General features: G+C 66.7%; 1 pseudogene. It reads left to right on the plus strand.

Annotation, left to right across the window (positions count from 1 at the left end):
• Positions 1 to 5: 5 nt before the first annotated feature.
• Positions 6 to 25,958: pseudogene (locus CAP_RS50715) on the plus strand (SDR family NAD(P)-dependent oxidoreductase); the annotation flags it as partial.
• Positions 25,959 to 26,073 lie beyond the last annotated feature (115 nt).

Consider the following 26,073-nt stretch of genomic DNA (forward strand, 5'->3'; position numbering starts at 1 on the left):
GCAAGATGACGGAATCCGAGATCCTCGAGCTGGTCAAGAGCGGCCGGATCACCTCCGAGGAGGCGCTGCGGCTCTACAAGGAAGCAAAGCGAGGAGCGAGCCCACCGGTCGGCGCGACACGGCCCGCGCGGACCGGCAGGCCAGTTGCGGTCATTGGCATGTCGGGTCGGTTCCCGGACGCCCTCAGCACCGATGAACTCTGGCAAAACCTCCGCGCGGGGCGGGATTCGATCCGGGAGATCCCCGCGGATCGCTGGGATGTCGAGCAGATCTACGAGCCGGGGACCGCCGGGGCGGGGAAGAGCATCAGCAAGTGGGGAGGCTTCCTCGCGGGCATCGACCGTTTCGACGCCGACTTCTTCGGCATCTCTCCCCGCGAAGCGTTGCTGATGGACCCTCAGCAGCGTCTCTTTCTTCAGGAGGCGTGGACCTCGCTCGAGGATGCGGGTTATGCCTCCCGCGATCTGCAGGGCAAGAAGTGCGGCGTCTTCGTGGGTTGCGTGACGGGCGACTACCTCACCCACCTGCGTAGCGAGGGGACCGAAGCCGATGCCTACAGTCTGACCGGCAACACCGCGTCCATCCTGACCGCACGCATCTCCTATTTCCTGAACCTGAAGGGCGCATCCATTGCGGTGGATACGGCCTGCTCCTCGTCGCTCGTCGCGGTTCATCTAGCCTGCGAGAGCATCAGGAACGGCGACAGCGAGATGGCGCTCGCGGGCGGGGTCATGGTGTTCAGTACCCCCGAGCTCTTCGTGCTGGCTTCCAGGCTCGGCGGGATGCTGTCCGCGAGTGACGGCCGCTGCAAAGCGTTCGACAATCGCGCAGACGGGATTGTCCTGAGCGAGGCCGTCGGCGTGGTCGTCCTGAAATCGCTGGAGGCGGCCATTCGCGATGAGGACCACATCCATGGTGTCATCGTGGGCTCGGGTGTGAATCAGGATGGCAGGACCCCTGGGATCACGGTGCCCAGCGCCTTCGCCCAGGCCGCGCTCGAGACAGAGGTGTACGAGAAGTACGGGATCAATCCCGAGACGATCGGTTATGTCGAGGCGCACGGCACCGGAACGAAGCTGGGCGATCCGCTCGAAATCGAGGGTCTGACCGCGGCTTTCCGGAAGTTCACGAAGAAGCGCCAGTTCTGCGCGATCGGCTCGGTGAAGACGAACATCGGCCATGCTCAGATCGCGGCCGGCATCACGGGTTTCATCAAGGCACTGCTGTGCGTGAAGCACCAGGAGATCCCGGCGTCACTGCACCTGCAGACCGAGAACGAACACATCGACTTCAAGAGCAGCCCATTCTTCACGGCGGCCCAAGCGCGCCCGTGGCCGGCTCCCACCGGACACCCGAGAAGGGCGGCGACGAGTTCCTTCGGCTTCAGCGGCACCAATGTGCACATGGTGGTGGAGGAGCACCGGGGCCTGACCGCGTCTACCGCAGCGCCAGAGGAGGGACCCTGGGTATTCGTGCTGTCGGCGCGGAACCGGGAGCGGCTCGAGAGTTACGCAAAGAGGTTCGAGGATTTCCTGGAGGGTTCGGCCTCCGTGTCTCTTTCCGACCTGACCTACACCTTGCAGGTGGGCAGAGACTCCATGGAGGAGAGGCTGGCGATCGTGGCCGCGAGCGTCTCGACGCTGAAAGAAAGGCTCGCCGCCTTCCGGCGTGGTGAGCCGCGAATCGAGGGGCTGTTCCTCGGGACCGTGAAGAACGAGCGGAAAGGAGGGGCGCTGAGCGCTCCGGGCGACAGGCTCGACGAAGCGGCTGCGGCCGCGCTGGCCTCCCGGTGGGTGGCAGGGGGTCTCGTCGACTGGCGTCAGGTTCACGGGAGCCAGAGACCCCGGCGCATTCCTCTGCCCACGTATCCGTTTGCACCGAAGCGTTACTGGGTCAGTGGCGAGAAGGGTTCGTCGCGCGCGGAAGAGGCCTATCGCGGGGTCCACCCCCTGATCGAGGCAAACACCTCGACCTTCGCCGAGCAGCGATTTTCCAGGCAGTTCTCCGGGAGCGAGGTTTACCTGGCCGATCACCTCGTTGCCGGGAAGAAGACGCTCCTTGGTGTTTCGCACCTGGAGATGGCGATTGCGGCGGGGGAACTGTCCAGCGGGAGGAGGGTGACACGGATCTCCAGCGTCGCCTGGGTGAGGCCGGTCATCGTCACCGATGGGCCCCGAGAGGTTCACATCAGCCTGTTCCCGGAAGCTGATTCGGTCAGCTACGAGGTGAGCGGGCCGGGGGACAAGGGGACGAACGTGCTCTATTCCCAGGGCAAGCTGGGGTACGAGGACATCGCGTCTCCTCCTCCTGTCGATCTGGAAGCGATCAAGGCCCGATGCGCCAGGAAGATGACGGTGGAGGAGTGCTACCGGCTCTTCAGTGACAACGGGCTCGAGTATGGCCCTGGCCTGAGGACGCTGAACGCACTTCAAGCGAACGAAACCGAGGCGCTGAGTCTCCTGGAGCTTCCCCGGCACCTGCATGCGGATGCCCCTCGGTACGTACTCCACCCTTCGCTCATGGATGGCGCGCTTCAGACTCTGCTGGGTCTGATTGGAGACATGGGCTCCGGCGACAAGCTCTACATCCCGTACTCTCTGGGCGAGATTGACGTGTTTCGTCCGCTCCCGCAGCGATGCTACGGCCACGCGACGTTCGCGAGCAACGCCGGGGCATCCGAGTTCGGCGAGAAGCGGATGCATATCGACATCCTGGCGGAGGACGGCCAGGTCCTCGCGAAGCTCAAGAACCTCTCCTACAGACCCTACGGGAGAGAGACCAGGCCACGCGAGCGGATGCGTTTCCGGAGCGTCTGGCGCCCCTCCTCCCTCGCCGAGCGCACCGAGGCCGCAGCCGACGTTCCCGTTCAGGGAGACCAGGTGCGTCCGGTCCTGCTCCTGGACCGCTCCGCCGAGAGGCGCGCCCCCCTGGCCGAGCAGCTCGGCAGAGAGGTCCTGCTGGTGACGCCGAGCGAGACCTTCCAGGCGAACGCGGATGGCAGCTACGGGATCGATCCAGCGAACTCCGACGATTATCTGGCGCTGTTGAGGTCCCTGAGGGCGGCCGGCAAGGAACCGGGTCTGGTCGTCCAGTTCTGGTCACGGGGAGACGTGAAGCCCGCCATCGAGGGGGTGCAAGAGCGTCTCTCGATGGGCTTTCACGCAGCTTTGCTGCTGGCCCAGGGGCTGCTGCGAGAGCAGGTCGTGGCGCGGCTCCTCTTGGTCTCCCTCGAGGACGGCGCGCCAGATCCGGTATTTCGAGGGCTCGGCGGGTTTGCGAAGACGCTGAACGTGGAGCACCCCAGGTTCTCCTGCAAGACGGTCAGCCTCCAGTCTCCGGGTAGCTTCGCGCAGATCGTCGCCCATGAGCTCCGGTCCGAGGACGTCGAGGTCCGCTACGAGGACGGGCAGCGGTTTTCACGCGTCATCGAAGAGCTTCCCTCGGCCTCGGGGCCTGCCATCAGCCCGGCGGCGGACGCGGGTGGAGGCGCGGGCGCCGTCGGTCCGAAGGAGGGCGGCGTCTACCTGATCACCGGTGGTGCAGGCGCACTGGGCCTTCATCTCGCCCGGTTTCTGCGATCCCGTCACCGTGCTCGGGTGGTGCTGGTCGGCCGCTCACCCCTGGACGGCGAGAAGGCCCAGGCGGTCGCGCTGCTCGATCAGGGGGAAGAGCAGGTGCTCTATCTTCGCGCGGACGTCGCGTGCAAGGAAGACGTCGAGAGGACCATTGCGGAGGTCCGCGCCCGTTTCGGCAAGATCGACGGCGTCATCCACGCCGCAGGGACGCTCCGGGACTCCTTGCTGAAGAACAAGAGCAAGGCCGATGCGGACGCGGTGATCGCCCCGAAGGTTCTCGGATGCATTCACCTGGACGAGGCGACGAGGGCCGAGGCGCTCGACTTCTTCGTCCTCTTCTCGTCCATCTCCGGCCTGATCGGGAACATGGGTCAGTCGGACTATGCCTATGCAAACCGGTTCCTCGACCACTTCACCGACTGGCGCGAGGAGCAACGGAAGCAGGGGCGGCGCTCCGGAGTGAGCGTGTCCATCGACTGGCCGCTGTGGCGGGACGGTGGAATGCGGGTCGACGCGGAGAGCGAGCGGTTGCTCGTCGGCAGCATGGGCATCGTGCCCCTGTCCACGGACGCCGGTCTGGCGGCCTTCGCCGAGGCTCTTTCGCTGGGAGGCGACAACCTCTGCGTCCTGGAAGGGAACAGCACCAAGATCCGACAGACCCTGAAGCTCTCGCGCGCGAGCTCGGCCAAGCTCGCGGACGGGCCAGCACTGGACCCGCGGCTGGAAGAGAAGCTCGGGGCAGACCTCCGGGCGATCGCGGCGAAGATTCTCGCGAGAGGAGCGAGCGACATCGATGACGATGCGAACGTGGGTGATTACGGCTTCGACTCGATCACCTTCATCGAGTTCGCGAACCAGCTCAATGGCCGCTACGACCTCGGCATCACCCCGGCCATCTTCTTCGAGAATGCCACGCTCGGCTCCCTCAGCCGACACCTGGCCCAGGAGCACGGCAGCAAGATCCAGCAGGCGATGCACCTGGCTGCACCTTCCGCGGACACGACAGCGCGACAGGTGGTCGTGAACGTTTCCCCGGAGCGCGCGTCCACCACCCCGAGGGACAGGGACCAGAACCGCTTCCAGGCGTCCGTCCCGATCTCGCGGGACAGACACCACGGCAGGCCTCCGGAGGCCGCTGCCACCAGGTTGGCGCCCACGCGGATCGCCATCATCGGGATGAGCGGGAGGATGCCTCAGTCTCCCGATCTGGGAGCTTTCTGGAAGCATCTGGAGGCTGGAGACAACCTTGTCACCGAGGTTCCCGGGGACCGCTGGGACTGGAGGGATCATTACGGCGATCCGGCGAAGGAGCCGAACAAGACGCGGGCGAAGTGGGGCGGCTTCATGCCCGAGGTGGACAGGTTCGACAGCCGGTTCTTCAGCATCTCCCCCCGCGAAGCGGAGCTGATGGATCCCTCACAGCGTCTCTTCCTGGAGACGGTGTGGAGCGCGATCGAGGAAGCAGGCTACAGGCCTGCGGCGCTCGCAGGCCGCAAGGTGGGGGTCTTCGTCGGGGTGGGGGGCATCGATTACCTGGATCTGCTGACGAAGGCGAACGTGGACGTGAAGGCCTACACCTCCACGGGGATCGCGCATTCGATCCTGGCGAACCGGGTCTCTTACCTGCTCGACCTGCGCGGCCCGAGCGAGCCTGTCAATACGGCCTGCTCGGGCTCTCTGATCGCGATCCACAGGGCGGTGAGGGCCATCCAGAGCGGCGAGTGCGAGCTGGCAGTCGCTGGTGGGGTCAACGTCATGCTCAGTCCCTTCTTGACCCTGGCCTTCAGCGACGCCGGCATGCTCAGCGACGACGGCGCGTGCAAGACCTTCGACAGGAACGCCAACGGCTACGTCCGCGGCGAGGGGGTGGGGGCGCTCCTGCTCAAGCCCCTGGACAAGGCGATCGAGGATCGCGACCACATCCATGCCGTCATCCTGGGTACGGCCGAGAACCACGGCGGTCGCGCGACCTCGCTCACGGCCCCCAATCCCTCCGCGGAGGCGGAACTGCTCGTGGACGCCTACGAGCGCGCGGACGTGGATCCCGCGACCGTGAGCTACATCGAGGCCCACGGCACGGGGACTTCTCTCGGAGATCCCATCGAGATCAACGCGCTGAAGCTCGCCTTCTCCAGGCTCTACGAGCAGCGGGGCAAGCGGATGCCCGGGGAGCCGGTATGCGGCGTGGGATCCGTGAAGACCAACATCGGGCACCTCGAATCCGCCGCGGGCATCGCCGGCATCTTCAAGGTGGTCCTCGCGATGAAGCACCAGAAGATCCCCGCGAGCATCCACTTCAAGGAGCTCAACCCGTACATCCAGCTCGATCGGAGCCCTTTCTACATCGCCCGGGAGACGCGCGCCTGGGAGCCCCTCGGGGAAGCGCAGGATGGCCCCCGCCGCGCGGGGGTCAGCTCCTTCGGCTTTGGCGGCGCGAACGCTCACGTCGTGCTGGAAGAGCATCGAGGCTCGAGGCCTCCATCCGTTCCAGGGAGCACGCGGCGAGCGCTCGTGGTGCTGTCGGCCGCGAACCAGGACAGGCTGCGGGAGTACGCGAGGAGGCTCGCCGTGTTCCTGCGAGATCGTGGTGCGCGGCCTTCGCTCGCGGATCTTGCCTACACCCTGCAGACGGGCCGCGAGGCCATGGCAGAGCGGATCGCGCTCTCCGTCTCCGACCTCGACGAGCTGGAAGAGAAGCTCGCGCGGTACGCAGAGGCTGTGACGGGCATCGAGGGACTCCACGAGGGCAATGCCAGGAAGAGCAAGGATGCGCTCGACATGCTCCTGAAGGGGGATGAAGGTCGGAGCCTGATCGATGTCTTCCTCGCGAAAGGCGACCTCTTCAAGCTGGCGCGCCTCTGGGTCGCCGGGGTCGAGCTGGACTGGCAAGCGCTGCATCGAGAAGAGCAAGCCTGGCGCGTCCCTCTGCCGACGTATCCTTTTGCGCGGGATCGTCACTGGATCCCTGAAGCCGATGTCCCCGCCGTGACGGCGGCCCCTGCGGAACGGGTCGCACTGACCGGGGTCGAGCAGAACTCGGGTGGTCACCTCGGCCCGGTTCAGGAGGTGGCTCCGGGCACCGCGCCTCCGGAGTCGTTCGAGCGCATGCGCATCGAGGAGACATGGCGAGAGGAGGCGCCTGCACAGACCGCAGCGCCTGCCAGAGAATCCATCCGGAATCTGGTCTGCCTGCTCTCCGATCCGGAGCTCAGGCGCGGGTTCTTCGAGTCCATGCGAGCCCTCGCGCCGCAGACCAGAGTCTTCTTTCTCGCTGCGAATGCCGTCCATGAGCAGGCGTTCCAGAGGATCGAGCAGGAGCACGGTCCACTGGACGCCATCGTTCACTTCGTGGCGCTGGAGGACACCCGCCTCCTGAAGGAGCCCGCCGCGATCGTGCCCGTGCTCCAGGCTATCGCCGGCCTGAAGTCCCGGCCCGGTGCCCTGGTGCTGGCCGGGGCGACCTCGGACGCGCTGGAGCGCTGCTACCTGGAGTCCTGGGTCGCCCTGGAGCCCTCTCTGCGCTGGGTATTCCCGGGTACGCGTGCCTTCGTGGTGATGCGGGAGGATCGGGGGCCGCAGCCTGGCCCCGTGATGAAGGACTGGGCAGAGAAGGTCTGGGTGGAACTCGTTGCAGGAGGGGCGCGGAGCGTCTTCTACCGGGATGGGAAGCGCCATGTCCGCGAGCTCCAGATCCTGGATGAACGGTCCGGGGGACCGAGGAAAGAGGAGAGCCGTCCCGAAACCGGCGCAGCACGCGACGCGGAGCGGGTCACCTGGCTGATCACGGGCGGATGCAGCGGTCTGGGCTACCTCGTCGCGACCCACCTGGCGAAGACGCGACTTCACCCTGTCGATGGCCGCTCCCTCGTGAATCTCGTCCTCTTGGGCCGGTCGAGCTTCGGTCCGGAGCAGCAGGCCAAGGTGCGTGCGCTGGAGGGACTCGGTGCTCAGGCGATGTACCTGCAAGCGGATGTGTGCGATCCGCGGCGCATGGAGGCGAGCTTGAGCCCCGCGAAGGAGCGCTTCGGGCGCATTCGACGGGTGATCCACGCGGCGGGGATCGCGAGCGCAGCGTCGCTCCTGGAGAAGGAGGTCACGGGCTTTCAGGAGGTCCTCGATGCGAAGGTGCAGGGCGTCCTCGTGCTCGACGAGGTGCTCCAGGGGGAGCCGCTGGAGCTGATTTGCTACTTCTCCTCCAGCTCAGCGATCCTGGGCGATTTCGGTTCTTGCGACTATGCGATGGGCAATCGCTTCATGATGGCGTACGCCCATCATCGCAACGCCTTGCGGGCTCGGGGGGAGCGTCAGGGTCGCGCCGTCGCGATCAACTGGCCCCTCTGGAGAGACGGTGGCATGGGCTTCGGTGGGGTGAGGAGCGATGCGACGCGTGGCTCCGACGAACAGCTCAAGCTCTACCTGGCCTCGAGCGGTCAACGTCTCCTCGAGACCGAAGAAGGGCTGAGGCTCTTCGACGAGATCGTGGATGGCGGTCGGACGCAGGAGCTGATCTTGGTCGGACAGCCAGCGCGCGTCCGCCGCCTCCTTTCGTTCTCGCCTCCGTCGGTGAGCACTTCGGAAGCCACGCCGCGTGAAGCAGAGGTGCCGCAACCGAGACACGAGAAGGCGAGGACGGCGACCCGGCAGAGGCCGGAGCTGCGGGGGCTGAGCGTGGAGGCGTGTGTCGTCCAGGACCTGGTGGAGCTGAGCAGCAAGCTGCTCAAGGTCGGCCGTGACGCTCTGGACCTGGACACCAACCTGGCCGATTTCGGCTTCGACTCCATCGGGCTGAGCGACTTCGCGCGCCGGCTCTCCAGTCTCTATGGCCTCGACATCTCGCCGACCGTGTTCTTCGGCCACTCCACGCTGGAGCTTCTGACCAGCTACCTCCTGACCACCCACGGCGAGCGGATGCGCGAGGTCTACCGACCGGAGCCTCCGCGCGCAGTTCCCCGGGAAGAGGTCCCCGAGGGGGTGCCCCTGCATGCGGCGGCGAAGTCCTCGAGGGGGGGCGAGCCAGCGCTGGACCGGGAGCCGATCGCGATCATCGGCATGAGCGGCAGGTTCCCGCAGGCCCGCACCATCGAGGAGATGTGGGCCGTGCTGGCCAGCGGTCGCGACACGGTGACCGATGCTCCCGTGGACCGCTTCGAGGAGGGGGCCCTCGGCGACCACGGCCAGAGCGAGCCCATGTGGTGCGGCTGCATCCCCGGCGTGCGCGAGTTCGACCCCCGGTTCTTCGAGATCTCTCCGCGTGAAGCAGAGAGCATGGATCCGAGGCAGCGCCTCCTCCTGCAGGAAGCCTGGAACGCCCTGGAGCATGCGGGCTACGGGCCCGAACAGCTACAGGCGAGCCGGATCGGGGTGTTCGTCGGTGCCGAGGAGGGAGAGTTTCAGTCGCTGCTGAACGAGGGGGGCATCACGGCGAACCACAATGCCCTCCTGGCTGCGCGACTCTCGTATTTCTTGAACCTGGAGGGGCCGGCGCTGGTCATCAACACGGCATGCTCGTCGGGCCTCGTCGCTGCGCATCAGGCGTGCCATAGCCTGTGGAGCGGTGAATGCGACACCGTGATCGTGGCTGGCGTCAACCTGATGCCTTCGCAAAGCCTCTATTCGAAGATGAGCGACGCGGGCATGCTCTCGCTAGACGGGAGGTGCAAAGCCTTCGATCGGCGCGCCGATGGAATGGTCCCTGGAGAGGCCGTGGCAGTGCTCGTACTGAAGCGGCTCTCGCAGGCGCAGGAGGACGGCGACCCTGTCCGGGCCGTGATCCGCGGGATCGGGATCAACCAGGATGGCCGGACGAACGGGATCACCGCGCCGAACCGCGTCTCGCAAGCGAAGCTCCTGCGGGCGGTGTACGAGCGTCACTCCATCGATCCGGGGGACATTGAGTACCTGGTGACCCACGGAACCGGCACCAAGCTGGGGGATCCCATTGAAATCTCCGCACTGGACGATGCCTTCAAGGCCCTGTCGGAGGGCGCCGGTGCGAAGCCCAGGTCGTGCGCGCTGACCTCCACGAAGACCAACTTTGGCCACAGCTTCGCCGCGTCGGGCCTGGTGAGCATCATCGCGCTCGTGCAAGCCTTTCGCTACCAGACGATTCCGCAGAGTCTCCATTGCGAGGAGGAGAACGAGCATTTCGACTGGGCCAACAGCGCCTTTTACGTGAACAAGGCGAGCCGACCCTGGGCGAACGCTCCCGGGAAAGAGCGCCTCGGCGCAGTCAGTGCCTTCGGAATGAGCGGCACCAACGCGCACGTGGTGTTGCAGAGCTACTCCCAGAGGATGGCGCCGCATCGACAGGACGATGCGCCCTGTTACCTGCTCGCCACCTCCGCGAAGACCGAGGAGGCGCTTCGGGCGAGGTTCCGGGAGCTCATCGAAGCCTTGCAGAGCCCCCGAACGCTCGAGCAGGGGCTTTCTGCCGTGAGCTCCACGTTGCTGGAGAGCCGGCATCATTTCAAGCATCGCCTGGCGATCGTCGTCCAGGATCCCGAGGACGCGGTGCTTGCGTGGCGCCGCTTCGAGGCGAACGAGAAGGCGCCGAACCTGTTCGTCGGGAAAGTACCGCGACATTTCACCGGACAGAGAGCGATCGCTCGTCATGCGCAGGAACTGCTGGAGCGAAGCCGGGCGCTGAGGAGCGATCCAGAAAGCTACGAGGAGGTGCTCCTCGCACTCGCCGAGCTTCACTGCCAGGGCTACGCGCTCTTCTTCGGGCGGTTGTTCGGCGACAGAAGACCGCCTCGGGTCGATCTGCCCGGCTATCCATTTGCCCGGGAGACACACTGGCTCTCTGACCCTCCAGACCCCGGTGGGCAGCGCGACCGCGCTCGGTCAGAGACGTTGCGGGTCTCCCCCGTGGGCGGCTCACCTTCCCCGATGAACGTTTCCAGAGCACCGGCGCGGCCGCGACGCCCGGAGCAGAGGGGCCTCAGCGTTGCGCAATGCGTGACGTGGGAACTCAAGGCAATCACGAGCGCTCTCCTCGGTGTCCAGCGAGATCAGCTCGACATCGAAGAGAACCTGTCCGAGTTCGGCTTTGACTCGATCAACCTGACGGAGCTCGCCGCGCGACTGACGGCTCATTACGGTGTCGAGATCACCCCGGCGGTGTTCTTCGGGTATTCAACGCTGGAGGCGCTCTCGAAGTACCTGGTCGATGAGCACCCCGAAGCCGTCCAGCGGTTGTACGCGGAAGAGGGCGAGGGCGAGGGCGAGGTTGCTGGCTCTTCCCCACGTCACGGCCCGCGTCGCGGCGAGGAGGCCGCGGCGGAAGCGGGGCCACGCGCGAGGGGCGACGTGGGCCGGTCGGAGGAGTCGGCGAGGCGAGCGGGATCATGGCGAGGGGTACGGGACGCCTCCTCCCGCGATGCGGAGCCCATCGCCATCGTCGGCATGAGCGGCCGCTTCCCGCAAGCCCGCGACATCGAGGAAATGTGGGGGATCCTGGCGCAGGGTCGTGACGTCATCGAGGAAATACCCGCAGACCGCTTCGACTGGCGCGCGTTCTACAGCAGCGCCGAGCGCGCACCGGGCAAGACGAACTGCAAGTGGACTGGCTGCATCCCCGGGATCGACGAGTTCGACCCGCTGTTCTTCGAGATCTCGCCGCGCGATGCCGAGAACATGGACCCCAGACAGCGCCTTCTGCTCCAGGAGGCGTGGAGGGCGCTCGAACATGCTGGCTACGGCGCGCGTCAGGTTTGCGCTTCCCGGATCGGAATGTTCGTGGGCGCGGAGGAGGGCGAGTACCAGCGCCTGGTGAAGGAAGGCCTCACGGGCAACCACGATGGCGTCATGGCCGCGCGGCTTCCCTACTTCCTGAACCTCCACGGCCCCGTCCTGACCCTGAACACGGCTTGCTCGTCGGGGCTCGTCGCTGTCCACCAGGCCTGTCTCAGCCTGCGTGCTGGCGAGTGCGACGCAGCCATCGTGGCCGGGGTCAACCTGATGCTCACCCCGGAGCCGTACCTGAGGATGAGCGAGGCGGGCATGCTCTCGCCAGACGGGAGATGCTTCGCGTTCGACCGCCGGGCAAACGGCATGGTCCCCGGCGAGGCGATCGCGGTCGTGGTGCTCAAGCCGCTGGCGGATGCCGAGCGTGACGGCAATCCGATCCTCGCCGTCCTGAGGGGGACGGGCGTCAACTACGATGGAAAGACGAACGGGATCACCGCGCCCAGCAGCGTGATGCAGGCTCTGCTGCTGAAGGACGTCTACGAGCGCTTCGGGATCGACCCGGGGCACATCGAGCACATCGTGACCCATGGGACAGGGACGAAGCTCGGCGATCCCGTGGAGTTCAAGGCCTTGAGCGATGCGTTCAAGGCCGTGATGGGGCCGGCAGACGCGCACCGCCAGGCGTTCTGCGCGTTGACCTCCAGCAAGACGAACTTCGGGCACGCGTTCGCGGCGTCCGGGCTCCTGAGCCTCATCGCGCTCGTGCAGGCCTTCCGGCACGAGCAGATCCCACCGAGCCTGCATTGCCAGGAGGAGAATGAGCACCTCACCCGTGCGGCGGGGCCCTTCTATGTGAACAAGGCCCTCACGCCTTGGCCGGCGCGCGACGCTCGTGAACGTCTGGGCGCGGTGAGCGCCTTCGGGATGAGCGGCACCAACGCCCACGCAGTCCTGCAAAGCTATTCATGCAAGCGTGAGGGGATCGAGCGTCGCGCGCCCTACCACCTGCTCGTGGTCTCGGCGAAGAGCGAAGCGGCGCTGCGCGAGCGGATCCGGGATCTGAGCGCGGCCATGCAGGACGAAGCGATCCGCGCGCAGGGACTCGCGAGCGTGAGCCACACCCTGATGGACGGCCGCCATCACTTCCAGCATCGCGCTGCGATCGTGGTCCAGGACTTCGACGACGCCGCGCGCGTCTGGGATCAGGTCGACTCCCGGGAGAGGGTCCCGAGTTTGTTCCGTGGGAAAGTGCCTCGAGAGGTGACCTGCCATGAACTCATCCGCGCTCACGTGGTGCGCGAGGCGCAGGCGCAGAGCCGGTGGGCGAGCGAGGCGCCGTCCCACGAAGCCAGAGGCAAGTACCAGCAGATCCTGTTCGCCCTCGCGGACCTGTATTGCCAGGGATACGAGTTCTCCTGGGAGGAGTGCTTCGGCAATCCCGTGCCGCGCATGATCGCATTGCCCACCTACCCGTTTTCGCGAGAGCGTTACTGGGTGTCGGAGCCGGGAGCCGTGTCGCTCAGGGGATCGGCGGTGGAGAAGGTCGGCGAGGAGAGCGCCCCAGCCGCTCATCCTCCGGCCCAGGGTCGGGCGTGGTCGAGCCCTTCACACCCCGACGCGCAGGCGGCCACCGAGCGGCTGTTCTTCGAGGAGAGCTGGCAGGAGCGTGATCTCGTGCGCTCCCCGTCGGACGTGAAGACCCTGCTCTGCTTCCTCTCGAGCCCGGAGCAACGCGCGGCCTTCGTGTCTGCAATGAAGGATCTCGCGCCCCGCGTGACCATCGTCTTCGCCGCTGCGCACGACCAGAGCGCATACGCAGAAGCCCTGCGCGAGGCCGAGAAGCATCACGGAAAGATCGATGCGGCGATTCATCTGGGCGCGTTCGAGAATCCCGAGTTCATCCGGGATCCAGCCGCCCTCCTGGCGCTGCTGAAGGCCGTGTCCTCTAGCGCGACGCGGCCCCGGCGGATCCTCCTTGCGGCTCCCTTCGAGGACGGGCTCGGACGGTGCTACGTCGAGTCCTGGATCGGCCTTGAGCGCTCGCTGGGGATGGTTCTCCCGGGCACCCGTGTGTACACGGCCATCCTGGATGCGGCGGCGTTCCACAGCGAGCCGGCCATTCGCGTCTGGGCGGCGAACCTGTGGGGGGAGCTCTGCGCGCAGCACCCACGAAGCGTTCTGCTGACTGGCGGCAAGCGCCACGAGCTCGTGGTCCGAGAAAGGCACATGAGCACGGGGGTGAAGCCCTCTCTGGCGAGCGCAGGCGCGGGCAGGACGTACCTCATCACAGGGGGACTGGGTGGGCTCGGGACTGTCTTCGCAAGACACCTCGCCGGGCAATCGGGGGACGGCCCGCGGTCGAACCTCATCCTGATCGGCAGGGCACCTCTCACCGCGGAGCGTCGTTCCGTCATCACCGAGCTGGAGCAACTGGGCTGCCGGGTGCTCTACCTGAGGGCGGACGTGTGCAATGCGGACCAGATGAAGGAAGGGCTGGCCCAGGCCAGGGCGACGCTCGGCCCGATCCACGGCGTCATTCACGCTGCAGGCATCGAGAGTGCCCGCAGCATCTTCGAGAAGGACGCGGAAGAATTTCGGAGGGTCATCGACCCGAAGGTCGGCGGAACGCTGACGCTCGACGAGGTCCTCGCCGACGAGCCGCTCGATTTCATCTGCTACTTCTCGTCCAGCTCGGCCATCCTCGGTGACTTCGGCGCCTGCGATTACGCGATGGGCAACCGTTTTCAGGTCGCCTACGCCCACCACCGCAACGAGCTGAGAAAGCAGGGGGCGCGTCGAGGAAGGGCCATCGTGATCAACTGGCCTCTCTGGCGAGAGGGGGGCATGAAGGTCGGCGGGCCTCACGGGTCAACTGTCGAGGAGAGCGCGAAGCTCTACCTGCAATCCAGCGGTCAGCGGCTGCTGGAGACGGAGGAGGGGCTCGAGGCGTTCGACCGGATCCTGCACGATGATGAGACACAGCACCTGTTCCTCGTCGGCCAGCCCGCGCGCATCTACAGGTTCCTGGGGCTTCCGGCGCGCGTCCCTGCGCCGCCCGCCCCGCGCGCGGGCTTGTCGAGCACGCACGACGCGAACCCGGCGACTCCGACGTCCGAGAGAGCGGCATCGCCCCGTGAGCGCGCGCTCTCCCAGCAGCCACCCGAGCGTGAAGCGACGGCGATCGAGGAGCGCGTGGCCTGGGACCTCAGAGCCGCGACGGGCCGCATCGTCAAACTGCCGCCCGAACAGCTCGAGGGGAACGTCAACTTCTCGGACTACGGACTCGACTCGATCGGATTGACGAACCTGGCTTCCGAGCTCACCCGCTCCTTTCCCTTCGACGTCATGCCGTCGGTGTTCTTCGGACACCCGACGCTCGACCGGTTGAGCCGGCATCTCGCGATGGAGCACCTGGAGGAACTCCGGCGCTTCTACACCGACGCGCGGCCAGGAAACGCCGTCGAGGAGGTAGATGCGGGAGCTTCCGCGTCCGAAGCGCCTGGTGGCGGCGCAGCACTTGCCAGCGATGCCTCTGTAGACAGCGACCCGAGGGCCACGCCAGCTCTTCGTGGCGATGGGAAGGATCCTCCGGAGCCCCTCGCCATCATCGGGATGAGTGGAAGATTCCCGGAAGCCCGCGACATCGAAGGGATGTGGCGGGTCCTCGCGGGTGGCGTGGATACGATCCGAGAGATACCCGCGGAGCGCTTCGACTGGAGGACCTACGAGGGGGAGCCGAACAAGGGCGGATTGAAGTGCATGTGGAGCGGCTTCATCCCTGGCGTCGACGAATTCGACCCCCTGTTCTTCGAGCTTTCGCCCCGAGAGGCGGAGAGCATGGATCCGAGGCACCGGCACCTCTTGCAAGAGGCGTGGAAGGCGCTCGAAGATGCCGGCTATGGCTCCGGCCACATCGAAGCCGGCAGGGTGGGCATGTTCGTGGGAGCCGAGGATGGCGATTACCTGTTCCTCGCGCAGGACCGGAACGTCACCTCGAACCACAATGGCATCCTCGCGGCTCGGCTCTCCTATTTCCTGAACCTGGACGGGCCGGTCATGACCATCAACACGGCCTGCTCGTCGGCGCTCGTCGCCGTGCACCTGGCTTGTCAGAGCCTGCAGCGCGGAGAGTGCGACACTGCCATCGTGGCCGGGGTCAACCTCATGCTCACGCCCCATGCCTACCTCGGAATGAGCCAGGCCGGGATGCTGTCGGAGGACGGCAAATGTTTTGCGTTCGACCAGAGGGCCAACGGCATGGTCCCCGGAGAAGCCGTGGCCGTCGTCGTGCTGAAGAGGCTCTCGCAGGCCGAGAAAGATGGCGACCCGATCCGGGCAGTGATCCGCGGGAGCGGGATCAATTACGACGGCAAGACCAACGGCATCACGGCCCCCAGTGGCGTCGCACAGGCCAACCTCCTGAAAGCCATCTATGAGCGTCACGGTGTCGACCCCGGAGAGATCGACCTCATCGTGACGCATGGGACGGGCACGAAGCTCGGCGATCCCGTGGAGGTCAATGCCCTCGTGGACTGCTTCAAGGCACTGCAAGGGACCGAGGGCGTGAAGAATGGGTCATGCGCCCTGATCTCCACGAAGACGAACTTCGGGCACACCTTCGCCGCCTCTGGGCTCGTCAGCCTCATGGCGCTGGTGCAGGCATTCCGCCACGAGACCATCCCGGCGAGCCTCCACTGCGAGACGCTGAACGAATACATCGACTGGAAGAACAGCCCTTTCCATGTGAACAGGGCGAACAAGCCCTGGCCCAGCGACCCCGTGCGCAGGCGGACCGGGGCGGTGAGCGCCTTCGGCATGAGCGGCACCAACGCTCACGTGGTTCTACAGAGTCACTCCCGTCACCGCGGACCCATCGCGGAGCCGGCCCCCTTTCACCTCCTCGTGCTCTCGGCCAAGACCGAAGAGGCACTCGAGGAGAGAACGCGCGACCTGGTCGCCGCTCTGCAGGACGCGGAGGTACGCAGGCAGGGCATCGAGGCCATCGGTTACACATTGCTCCAGGGGCGATTCCACTTTCAGCATCGGTGCGCGCTCGTCGTTCAGGATCTCGAGGAGGCCCTCCAGGCATGGTCGGGCATCGCGAAGGACGCGAAGGTGAAGATGCCCGGCGTGTTCCAGGGGAAGGTCCCTCGGAGCTTCGCGGGCCAGGCGGCACATCGGCGGTACGTGCGCGAGCTCGTGGGTGAGCTTGAATCGCTCTCCCAGGATGCTGGCCGCTACCGAGCGACGCTCTGCACCCTGGCGGAGCTTTACTGCCAGGGATACGACATTCCCTGGCAGGAGAGGTATGGAGAGGCGCGTCCGGCTCGGGTCCACCTGCCGACCTACCCCTTCGCCAGGGAGCATTACTGGGCCTCCGGTGACGCGTCCCCGCGCTTCACGCCTGCACTCGCTTCGGCCTTGCAGGCGACACCTGCGGTGCTTCACCCCTTGCTGCACCGGAATACCTCCAACCTCTTCGCGCAGCGCTTCAGCTCTCGCTTCACAGGCCACGAGTGGTTCCTCGCAGATCACGTCGTGCAGGGCCGAAGGACGTTGCCGGGCGTCGCTCAGCTCGAAATGGTCCGTGCCGCCTTCGAGCTGGCCTCCGGGCGGCAGCACGGGGGAGGACCAGCGCTCGTGCGGCTTGAGAACATCGTCTGGGCGAGGCCTTTCGTCCTGGAGGGCGCCCCCACAGGCGTGACCACTGTGGTGGAGGAGCGGGCTGCCCGGGCCAGAGAGATCCAGGTGTCTCTCGCGCTGACCGAGGGGCGAGCCACCGCGAGTGCCGGAGAGGTCATGACGCTTCGGTACGAGATCCGGAGCGCGCCAGTGAGCACCGAGGGCTCCACGGGAGGGCCGCCGGAGACGCCTGTCGTGCATGGTCAGGGAACGGCGGTGGCCGTGCACGGCCCGAACCCTTCCGCAGCCCCGGAATCCCTCGACCTTGCCAGGTTGAGGGCAGAGTGCAGTCGAGGCGTCCTCCAGGCTTCCCGCTGCTATGAAGCCTTCCGGCGCCTGGGCCTCCAGTACGGCCCCACCTACCAGGGCATTCAGGAAATCTTCCTGGGTGGTGATCAGGTCCTGGCCAGGATCGAGCTACCTTCCGCGCCGTTGCGCGAATCCGACGGCCCGGAGCAGATGGTCCTTCACCCGGGGCTCATGGATTCGCTCCTGCAGGCCTCCGTGGGCCTCACCCTCGACCCGAGCACGTCACGGCTCATGATGCCGGAGGCGCCTCTGGTTCCTTTTGCGGTGCAGGAGCTCGAGCTTCTCGGTCCGTGCGCCTCCACGATGTGGGCCTGGGTGCGGCCCTCCCCGGAGCGTCGCCCCACGACAGGGGGGGAGAACCCGCGGCATCGCAAGCTCGACATCGACGCCTGCGACGACCAGGGGAGGGTGCGCGTGCGCCTGCGGGGGCTCGTGCTCCGGGCGTTGCAAGACACGCGCGATCTCGCAGGAGCCCCGCGCTCCTCCCTGCCAGCACCCTTGATGCTCAGGCCAGTCTGGCAAGACAGGTCTGCCGTGGCGCGGGCCGGGGTGGCGTTCGCGAGGCGCCTGGTCCTGCTCTGCGGGGCGGACGCGTTCACCTCGCCGACGATTTCTACCGCGGCCATCGAGGCAAAGCTGAGCGGCGTCTCCTGCATCCAGTCCGGATCCGTGGAGAGGACCATCGAACAGCGCTTCCAGAGCGACACGCTGCGCCTCCTCGGGGAGGTCCAGGCGCTGCTCGGGACGAGCCGCGCTGGCACTCACGCCGGAGGGGAAGCGCTGGTCCAGGTCGTCATCCCTGCCCGCCGAGAGGACCTGCTCCTCACCGGTCTCGCCGGACTGCTCAGGACCGCTGCGCTGGAGAACCCTGCCATCTTCGGACAGGTCGTGATCGTGAGCCCGGATCAGGATCTCCTCGGGCTCGTCGAGAAGCTCGAAGAGAACCGCCATCACCCCGAGGACAGGCTCGTCCGCTACCACCGGGATACCCGACAGGTTGCAGGCTGGAGCGAGCTCGAACCTGAGGGCCTCACGGCGCCTGCGGCACGGCGCGCGAAGCCCTGGAAGGACGGTGGCATCTATCTCATCACGGGAGGCGCAGGGGGTCTGGGCCTCATCCTCGCCAGGGAGATTGCAGAGACGACGACGGGCGTCACCCTGGTCCTCGCAGGACGCTCTCCGCTCGGCGAGGCGCGCAGCGCCGCCCTGGAATCGTTGCGAGCGCTGGGAGCACGGGTGGAGTACTGCCAGGCAGACATCTCCCAGGAGCCCGCCGTGAACGGTCTGGTGCGGCACATCCGTGATGCGCATGGCCCGCTCGATGGCGTCATCCATGCTGCAGGCGTCCACCGCGACAGCTTCATTCTGCGAAAGACCGCGGTGGAGCTCTCCGAAGTCCTGTCTCCCAAGGTCGCCGGCACCGTCCATCTGGACCGGGCGACCCGCGACATGGAACTCCACCTCTTCCTGCTGTTCTCCTCGGGAGCGAGCGTCACCGGCAACCTGGGGCAGGCGGACTACGCCGCTGCCAACGGGTTCATGGACGCCTTTGCCGACCACCGCCAGGCCCTGGTCGATACCGGGGAAAGGACGGGCCGAACCCTCTCGATCAACTGGCCCCTGTGGCAGCACGGCGGAATGCAGCTCGACGCGCAGCGCGCGGATCTGCTCCGCGAGAGCGCGGGAATGACGGCGATGTCGACGGAGGCCGGGTTGCGCGCGCTGGCACGCGCGCTCGCCTCTGACCTGCCCAGGGTGATGGTCTTCGAAGGGGACAGGGAGCGCCTGGAGGCCTTGCTCCTCGGGCGACGGCTCCCGGGGCGGGAGCAGGCCGTGGCTCGAGAGAACGTCGTCCCCGCATCGAGCGCGCCTCGCGAAACCTTCACCGCCCTCCGGGAGAAGGCGGTTCAGTTCTTCACGAAGATGCTCGCCTCCACCTTCAAGCTGCCGCCCCACCGGATCGAACCGGACGCGCCTCTGGAGGCGTACGGCATCGACTCCCTCATGGTCATCCAGTTGACCAACCGTCTGGAGGCGACGTTCGGACCTCTCTCGAAGACACTCTTCTTCGAGTACGGGACCCTTCAGGAGGTGGTCGATCATTTCCTGGAGACCCGCGCAGAGGCGCTGAAGGGAGCGCTAGGGGACGATCTGGCCGACCTTGCGCGCGCACCGGCCTTGGCACCTGCCGCGCCGCTCCTCACCGCTCCAGTCCCCATGCTGGCGAGCGAGCACCCGGCCGATGGTCACGGGGGGGCGCGCGCGCATCCACGTCCATCCATGGGTCGCCCTGCTGTGAACGCCGATCCCGATGGACTGGAGATCGCCATCATCGGCGTCGCGGGGCGCTACCCTCAGGCCGACGATCTGCACGAGTTCTGGGAGAACCTTCGCGCTGGCAGGGATTGCATCACCGAGATCCCCGAGGAGCGCTGGAACCACAGCCTGTACTTCGATCCGGACAAGGGCAGGCCAGGAAAGACCTACGGCAAGTGGGGCGGATTCCTGAAGAGCGTGGATCGCTTCGATCCGCAGTTCTTCTCCATCACGCCGCGCGAGGCCGAGCTCATGGACCCGCAGGAGCGGTTGTTCCTGGAGTGCGTCCACGAGACCATCGAGGACGCCGGCTACACCCGCAGATCTCTTGCCCATGCAGAGAAGGGAGGCGCGTCGGTAGGCGTCTACGTCGGCGTCATGTACGAAGAGTACCAGCTCTACGGAGCCCAGGAGACGAGCCGGGGAAATCCCATGGCGCTCCATGGCAGCGCTGCGTCCATTGCCAACCGGGTCTCGTACTTCTTCAATTTCAATGGTCCAAGCATCGCGCTGGACACCATGTGCTCCTCGTCCCTCACGGCCATTCACCTGGCTTGCCAGAGCCTGCAGCGTGGTGAGTGCGACTATGCGATCGCGGGGGGCGTGAACGTCTCCGTGCACCCGAACAAGTACCTTCTGCTGAGCCAGGGCAAGTTCCTCTCGAGCGAGGGACGCTGCGAGAGCTTCGGGGTGGGCGGAGACGGCTACGTACCCGGTGAGGGCGTGGGCGCGGTGCTGCTCAAGCCGCTTTCCAGGGCGATCGCGGATGGTGATCACATCCATGGTGTCATCAGGGCGACCGCCATCAATCATGGCGGGAAGACGAACGGCTACTCCGTCCCGAACCCCGGCGCGCAGGGCTCCGTCATCGACCGCGCCTTCAGGGATGCGGGTATCGATCCGAGAGCGATCAGCTACATCGAGGCCCACGGTACGGGGACATCCCTGGGCGACCCGATCGAGATCACGGGCCTGAACAAGGCCTTCCGGGAGCTCACGAAAGAGAGAGGGTTCTGCGCGATCGGGTCTGCCAAGTCGAACATCGGTCACTGCGAGAGCGCTGCGGGCATCGCGGGGGTCACGAAGGTCCTTCTGCAGCTCAAGCACGGGTTGATCGTGCCTTCTCTCCACGCCGACACGTTGAATCCCAACATCGATTTCGAGGACAGCCCCTTCTTCGTGCAGCGGGAGCTCACGGAGTGGAAGCGCCCCCTGATCGAGGTGCGAGGAGGCGGCGCGGCGGGAGCGCAAGGCCCGATTGCGCGCGAGTGCCCGAGGATTGCAGGCATCTCCTCGTTTGGGGCGGGCGGGAGCAACGCCCACGTGGTGATCGAGGAGTACGTCCCCGGAGTGCGCACCTGCGTCGCCGAGCCTCGTGGGCCTTTCGTCGTCCCACTCTCCGCACAGAACGGGGAGCGGCTCCGCGAGTACGCCGCGCGCCTGCTCGCCTTCATCGAGGCGCCGCGAGGGAGCGAGAGTCGCCCACGGAGCGGCGGAGGAGAGGGGAGGCAGGCCGTCGAGCACGCAGGGCGCGTGCACCTCGCCGAGGAGGTCCGCGCGCGGCTGGCCGAGATTCTCCAGGTCGGCGCCGAAGAACTCGAAGAGGGGCAGAGGCTCGCGGACTACGGCGTGGGGCAGGATTGCCTGGAGCGGCTTCGGAACGAGCTGCGGCAGGCCTTCGGCGTGGACGTCGAGCCGGAGGACTGGAGCGCGCTGGATTCGATCGCCTCCATCGTCGCGCACCTCTGGCGAGCCCGGGAGTGGGCTCCCGGGCCCGCAGAGGTCCCGGCCTCCCGCGGCGATGGGCAGGCCACACGGCCCGACCTCGATCTCGCCGATCTCGCCTTCACCTTCCAGGTCGGGCGAGAGCCCATGGAAGAGCGCCTCGGATTCCTGGTGACGTCCCTCGGCGAGCTTGCAGAGAAGCTCAGGAGCTATCTCGCGGCGGCGGCGCTGGGTGGAGGGGCGGACCCTGGGGACGGCATCCATGCGGGACGCGCCAGACCCAACAAGGAGATCATCGCTGCGTTCACGGCCGATGACGACCTGGCGAAGGCGATCGACGCCTGGGTCACCAGGGGGAAATTCGCCAGGCTCCTGGACGTCTGGGTCAAGGGGCTGAGCTTCGACTGGCGGCGTCTCCACGGCGCGGACCTCGGTCAGGCAACGGACCGTGGACCTCGCCGCATCAGCGCTCCAACCTATCCCTTCGCCCGGGAGCGTCACTGGGTGACGCTCAGTCCGACCTCCGTTGCAGCGGAGCCACAGGCGACACTCCTTCAGCGTCCCGCCCCTGCTCCTCGGCCCGAGCGGCAGCGCGTGCGCCGAGCGCTCGACGCCGACCCGCGGAGGGACGCGCTGGACCTGCTCCTCGGGATTGCTTCGGACGTCACGAAGATACCCCGTGAGCGCATCGACGCAGACGCGGAGCTGGGCGAGCTCGGGCTGGACTCCATCATGATCGCGTCCATGAACAAGAGCCTGCAGGACCGGCTCGGTGAGCTCGATGCGACGCTCTTCTTCAAGTACAAATCGCTGACCGAGCTATCGAGCTACCTTGCGAGCGCCTTCGCTGAGGCTTTCAAACGCGAGCCGGAAGGTGCGCGAGCGCATGGTGCGGTGGCTGGTGCGGGGGAAGAGGAGCCTGCGGCCGTGGCTCCCGTCCCGGCCCCGTCGGCCCATGTGGCACCGAAGCCGAGCGCGACGAGGGGCTTCGCCGACCCGGACATCGCGATCATCGGCATCAGCGGCAGGTATCCGAAGGCCGAGAATCTCGCCGTCTTCTGGGAGAACCTGCGTGCAGGTCTGGACTGCATCACCGAGATTCCCCTCGAACGCTTCGACGTTCGCGCTGTCTTCAGCAAGGAGAAAGGGAAGAGCAACAGCATCTACTGCAAGTGGGGCGGGTTCCTCGATCAGTTCGATGGGTTCGATGCGCCTTTCTTCGGCATCTCCCCGATGGACGCGGGCGTCATGGATCCGCAGGAGCGCCTCTTCCTGGAGTCGTCCTGGGAGTGCCTGGAGAGCGCAGGGTACATCGGCCCCACCTGGCAGAGGGACCCGCGCCGCATTGGCGTATTCGCCGGCGCCAGCTTCAACAACTACCAGCTCCTGGCCGCGGACGCCTCGGTGGACCAGGCGCCGTTCTACCCCGCGGGCTCGCAGACCTACTCCATCGCGAACCGTGTCTCTTACGCCTTCAACTTCACCGGGCCGAGCTTCACCATCGACACCGCCTGCTCCTCGTCGCTGTATGCCATTCACCTGGCCTGCGAGAGCTTGAAGCGAGGCGAATGCGAGGTCGCCCTGGCGGGTGGCGTGAACCTCACGCTTCATGCGAGCAAGTACGTCACGCTGTGCGCCTCCGGCTTCGCGGCCAGCGACGGGCGCTGCCACGCCTTTGCGGCCGGTGGCGACGGGTACGTTCCGAGTGAGGGTGTGGGCACGGTGCTGCTCAAGCCCCATGCGCAGGCTGTGGCAGACGGAGATCGCATCCTCGCGATCATCAAGGGAACAGGCGTCAGCCACGACGGCAAGACGCAAGGGTACACGGTGCCGAACCCGGTCTCCCAGACGATGGCCATCGAGGCCGCCCTCCAGCAGGCCGGCATCTCGCCCGATACCCTGAGCTACATCGAGGCGCATGGCACGGGCACCGCGCTCGGGGATCCCATCGAGCTGCGCGGGCTCACCGACGTGTTCTCGAAGCACACCTCGCAGACGCAGGTCTGCGCCATCGGCTCCGTGAAGTCGAACATCGGTCATGGAGAGGCAGCGGCGGGCATCGCGCAACTGACCAAGGTCGTCTTGCAGCTCCAGCACCAGACCCTCGTCCCCTCCTTGCTCCACGGCCCTTTGAACCCCAACATCGATTTCGCAAGGTCGCCGTTCCACGTCCAGGAACGGGAAACCCGCTGGGAGGCGCCCGCGCGGGAAGGACGGACGTTGCCCCGGCGCGCCGGGATCAGCTCCTTCGGGGCGGGAGGCGTGAACGTTCACGTGATCGTCGAGGAAGCGCCGGCGCAGGCCGCTCGGGCCGCGGCCTCCCCGAGGCCGAACCAGGCCCAGGTCATCCCCTTGTCGGCTCACCTCCCGTCGCAGCTACTCCCGCTCGTGCGGAACCTCCGCGCCGCGTGCGGTGCCCCCAGCGGCACCGCGTACGCACTGGAGGACGTCGCCTGCACCTTGCAGACGAAAAGGCCGCTCCTGCGTCACCGCCTGGCGTTCGTGGCGAGGGACACCGCGGACCTCCTCGCGCAGCTCCAGCAGTACGAGACGGAGAAGACACGAAACGAGGGGTTCAAGAGCCTTCACGAGGGCGACGCGCTCGCGCTCAAGGGGGCCGCGAGGAAGCTGCACAGTGCCGAGGAAGAGCAGTTCACCGCGGAGGTCCTGCTGGAGCGCCGCGACCTTCACGAGCTGGCCCGGATCTGGGTGCAGGGGGCCCATGTTCCCTGGGAGCTCGGGTTCGACGAGGTGTCTCCGCGCCGCTGCTTGCCCCTGCCCACCTACCCGTTCCTGAGGAAGCGCCACTGGATCCCCACGAAGGCCACCGAGGGCACGCGCAAGGCCGAACTGCCGCGACAGGAGAGCGCCGAGCGCCAGGAGATGCTCGCGCGGTGGATGCTGGAGACGAGGTGGGTGGAAAGGGAGCTCGAAAGCGAGTCCCTGGGGCCCGCATCGATCGACAGACCCATCGAGAGGGTGCTCGTCCTGTCGGATGACCCTCTGCTCCTCGACCGGCTCACGTTCGCGCAAGCGACGACCGTCAAGCGTCTCCTCCCCGACCCTGGCGGTCAGGCTTCGTTCGGCGAGGCAGACCTGCGCGCGCTCCTCGGCGCGCTCGATCTCGATGCGGTCGACTGCATCCTCCTCGCACGGTCCACGCCGGACGTCGAGCGCTACACCCACGCGCGCAGAGACGACGAGCTCAGGGCGCAGCTCGCGCGGATCGAGCGGTTCATCAAGACGTTCGCGCTCACCCTGACGAAGCGAGACCTCAAGGTGGTGCTCTTGAACTGCGGCTCCGGAGACGCGCCGGATCCACTTCAGTGCACGGCGTCCAAGTACTTCAGCTTCCTGCGCTACGAGCACCTGGAGCTACGGAGCTGCATCCTCCACGTCGACGTCCTGAATGAGGCGTCGCTGGCGCGGGTCCACCGCGAGCTGAGCACGGAGACCCAGGAGACCGAGGTGAGGCTCTGGGCAGGCAAACGCTTCGTGCAGAGACTGCGACGTCTCCACCAGGAGGGCACCTCCGCGACCGCCTTCGATCCGTCCGGTTGCATGGTGGTCACCGGTGCTTTCGGCGGTATCGGCCTCACCCTGGTGGCATGGCTCATCGAGAAGGGCGTGCGCGAGCTCGTCCTCGTCGGCAGAAAGCCGCTCGACAGCGCGCTGAACCATCCGATCCTCGAGCCCGGCACGAGCATCCGTGCCTTCCTTGAGAAGCAGCGCGGCCGCGGGGTCTCCATCCACTACCTCCAGGCTGACACGAGCGAGCCCCGCGCATTGACGCAGGCGTTCGACGCCGTCAGGAAGGCGCTGCGGCTCCCTGTCACCGGCGTCTTCCACCTGGCGGGCGTCACCACCGGCATCATCCCCGTGAGCGAGGTGACCACGGAGCAGCTCATGGGCATCGTCGGACCCAAACTCCATGGCGCCTGGGCGCTTCACGAGATCACCGAGCGCGATCCGCTCCGCTACTTCTGCCTCTTCTCATCCATCTCTTCGGTGGAAGGGATGCAAGGGTTCGGCTTGAGCGCCTACGGCGCTGCGAACGCCTCTCTGGACGCGCTGGGCGAATGGCGGCGACGCCGCGGCCTGCCGGCGCAGGTCATTCGATGGACGGACTGGAGCGGGGCTGGCATGGCCGTCGAGTACGACCACGCAGCCTTCTTCGAGGCCATGGGCATGCTCATGCTGTCGCCCGATCTCGGCCTGTCCATCCTGGACGAGGTGTTGACGAGGGACATCGCCGCGAGCATCGCCTTCGACGTCGACTGGGAGCGGTACTCGCGAGCGAACCGGGGGATGCACAGGCTCCCGTTCTTCGAGGAGTACATCGCCCTCATGGAGCGACGCCCGACCGGAGTGCAGCCGCGTCGCGCCGCGCGCGCCGCGCTGCACGCTGAGGAAGGTGGGGCGAGCACGGACCAATCGCCGCCGCTGTCGCGGAGCGAGGTCACCCTGGGGTCGCTCGAACTGCACCTCATCACCCGCCTCGGGAAGCTCCTCGACCTCGAGAACCTCGACGCAGCGCAGAGCTTCTCCGATCTGGGCCTGGACTCGATCAACTCGCTCGCGTTCTTCGGCGAGCTGTCCCGGGACCTGTCTCTCGATGTCTTGCCCTCGGTCGTGTTCCGACACCCCACGGTGGCCTCTCTGGCGGAGCACCTCTTCGAGACCCTCAAGAAGGAGGCGTCCCGCTCCCATGCCCGGCGCGGCGACCCTGCGCGCGGCGACCTCGCGCGCGGAGGCCCCGCGCGCGGAGGCCCCGCTG

The sequence above is a fragment of the Chondromyces apiculatus DSM 436 genome (assembly GCF_000601485.1).
GTDB lineage: Bacteria > Myxococcota_A > Polyangia > Polyangiales > Polyangiaceae > Chondromyces > Chondromyces apiculatus.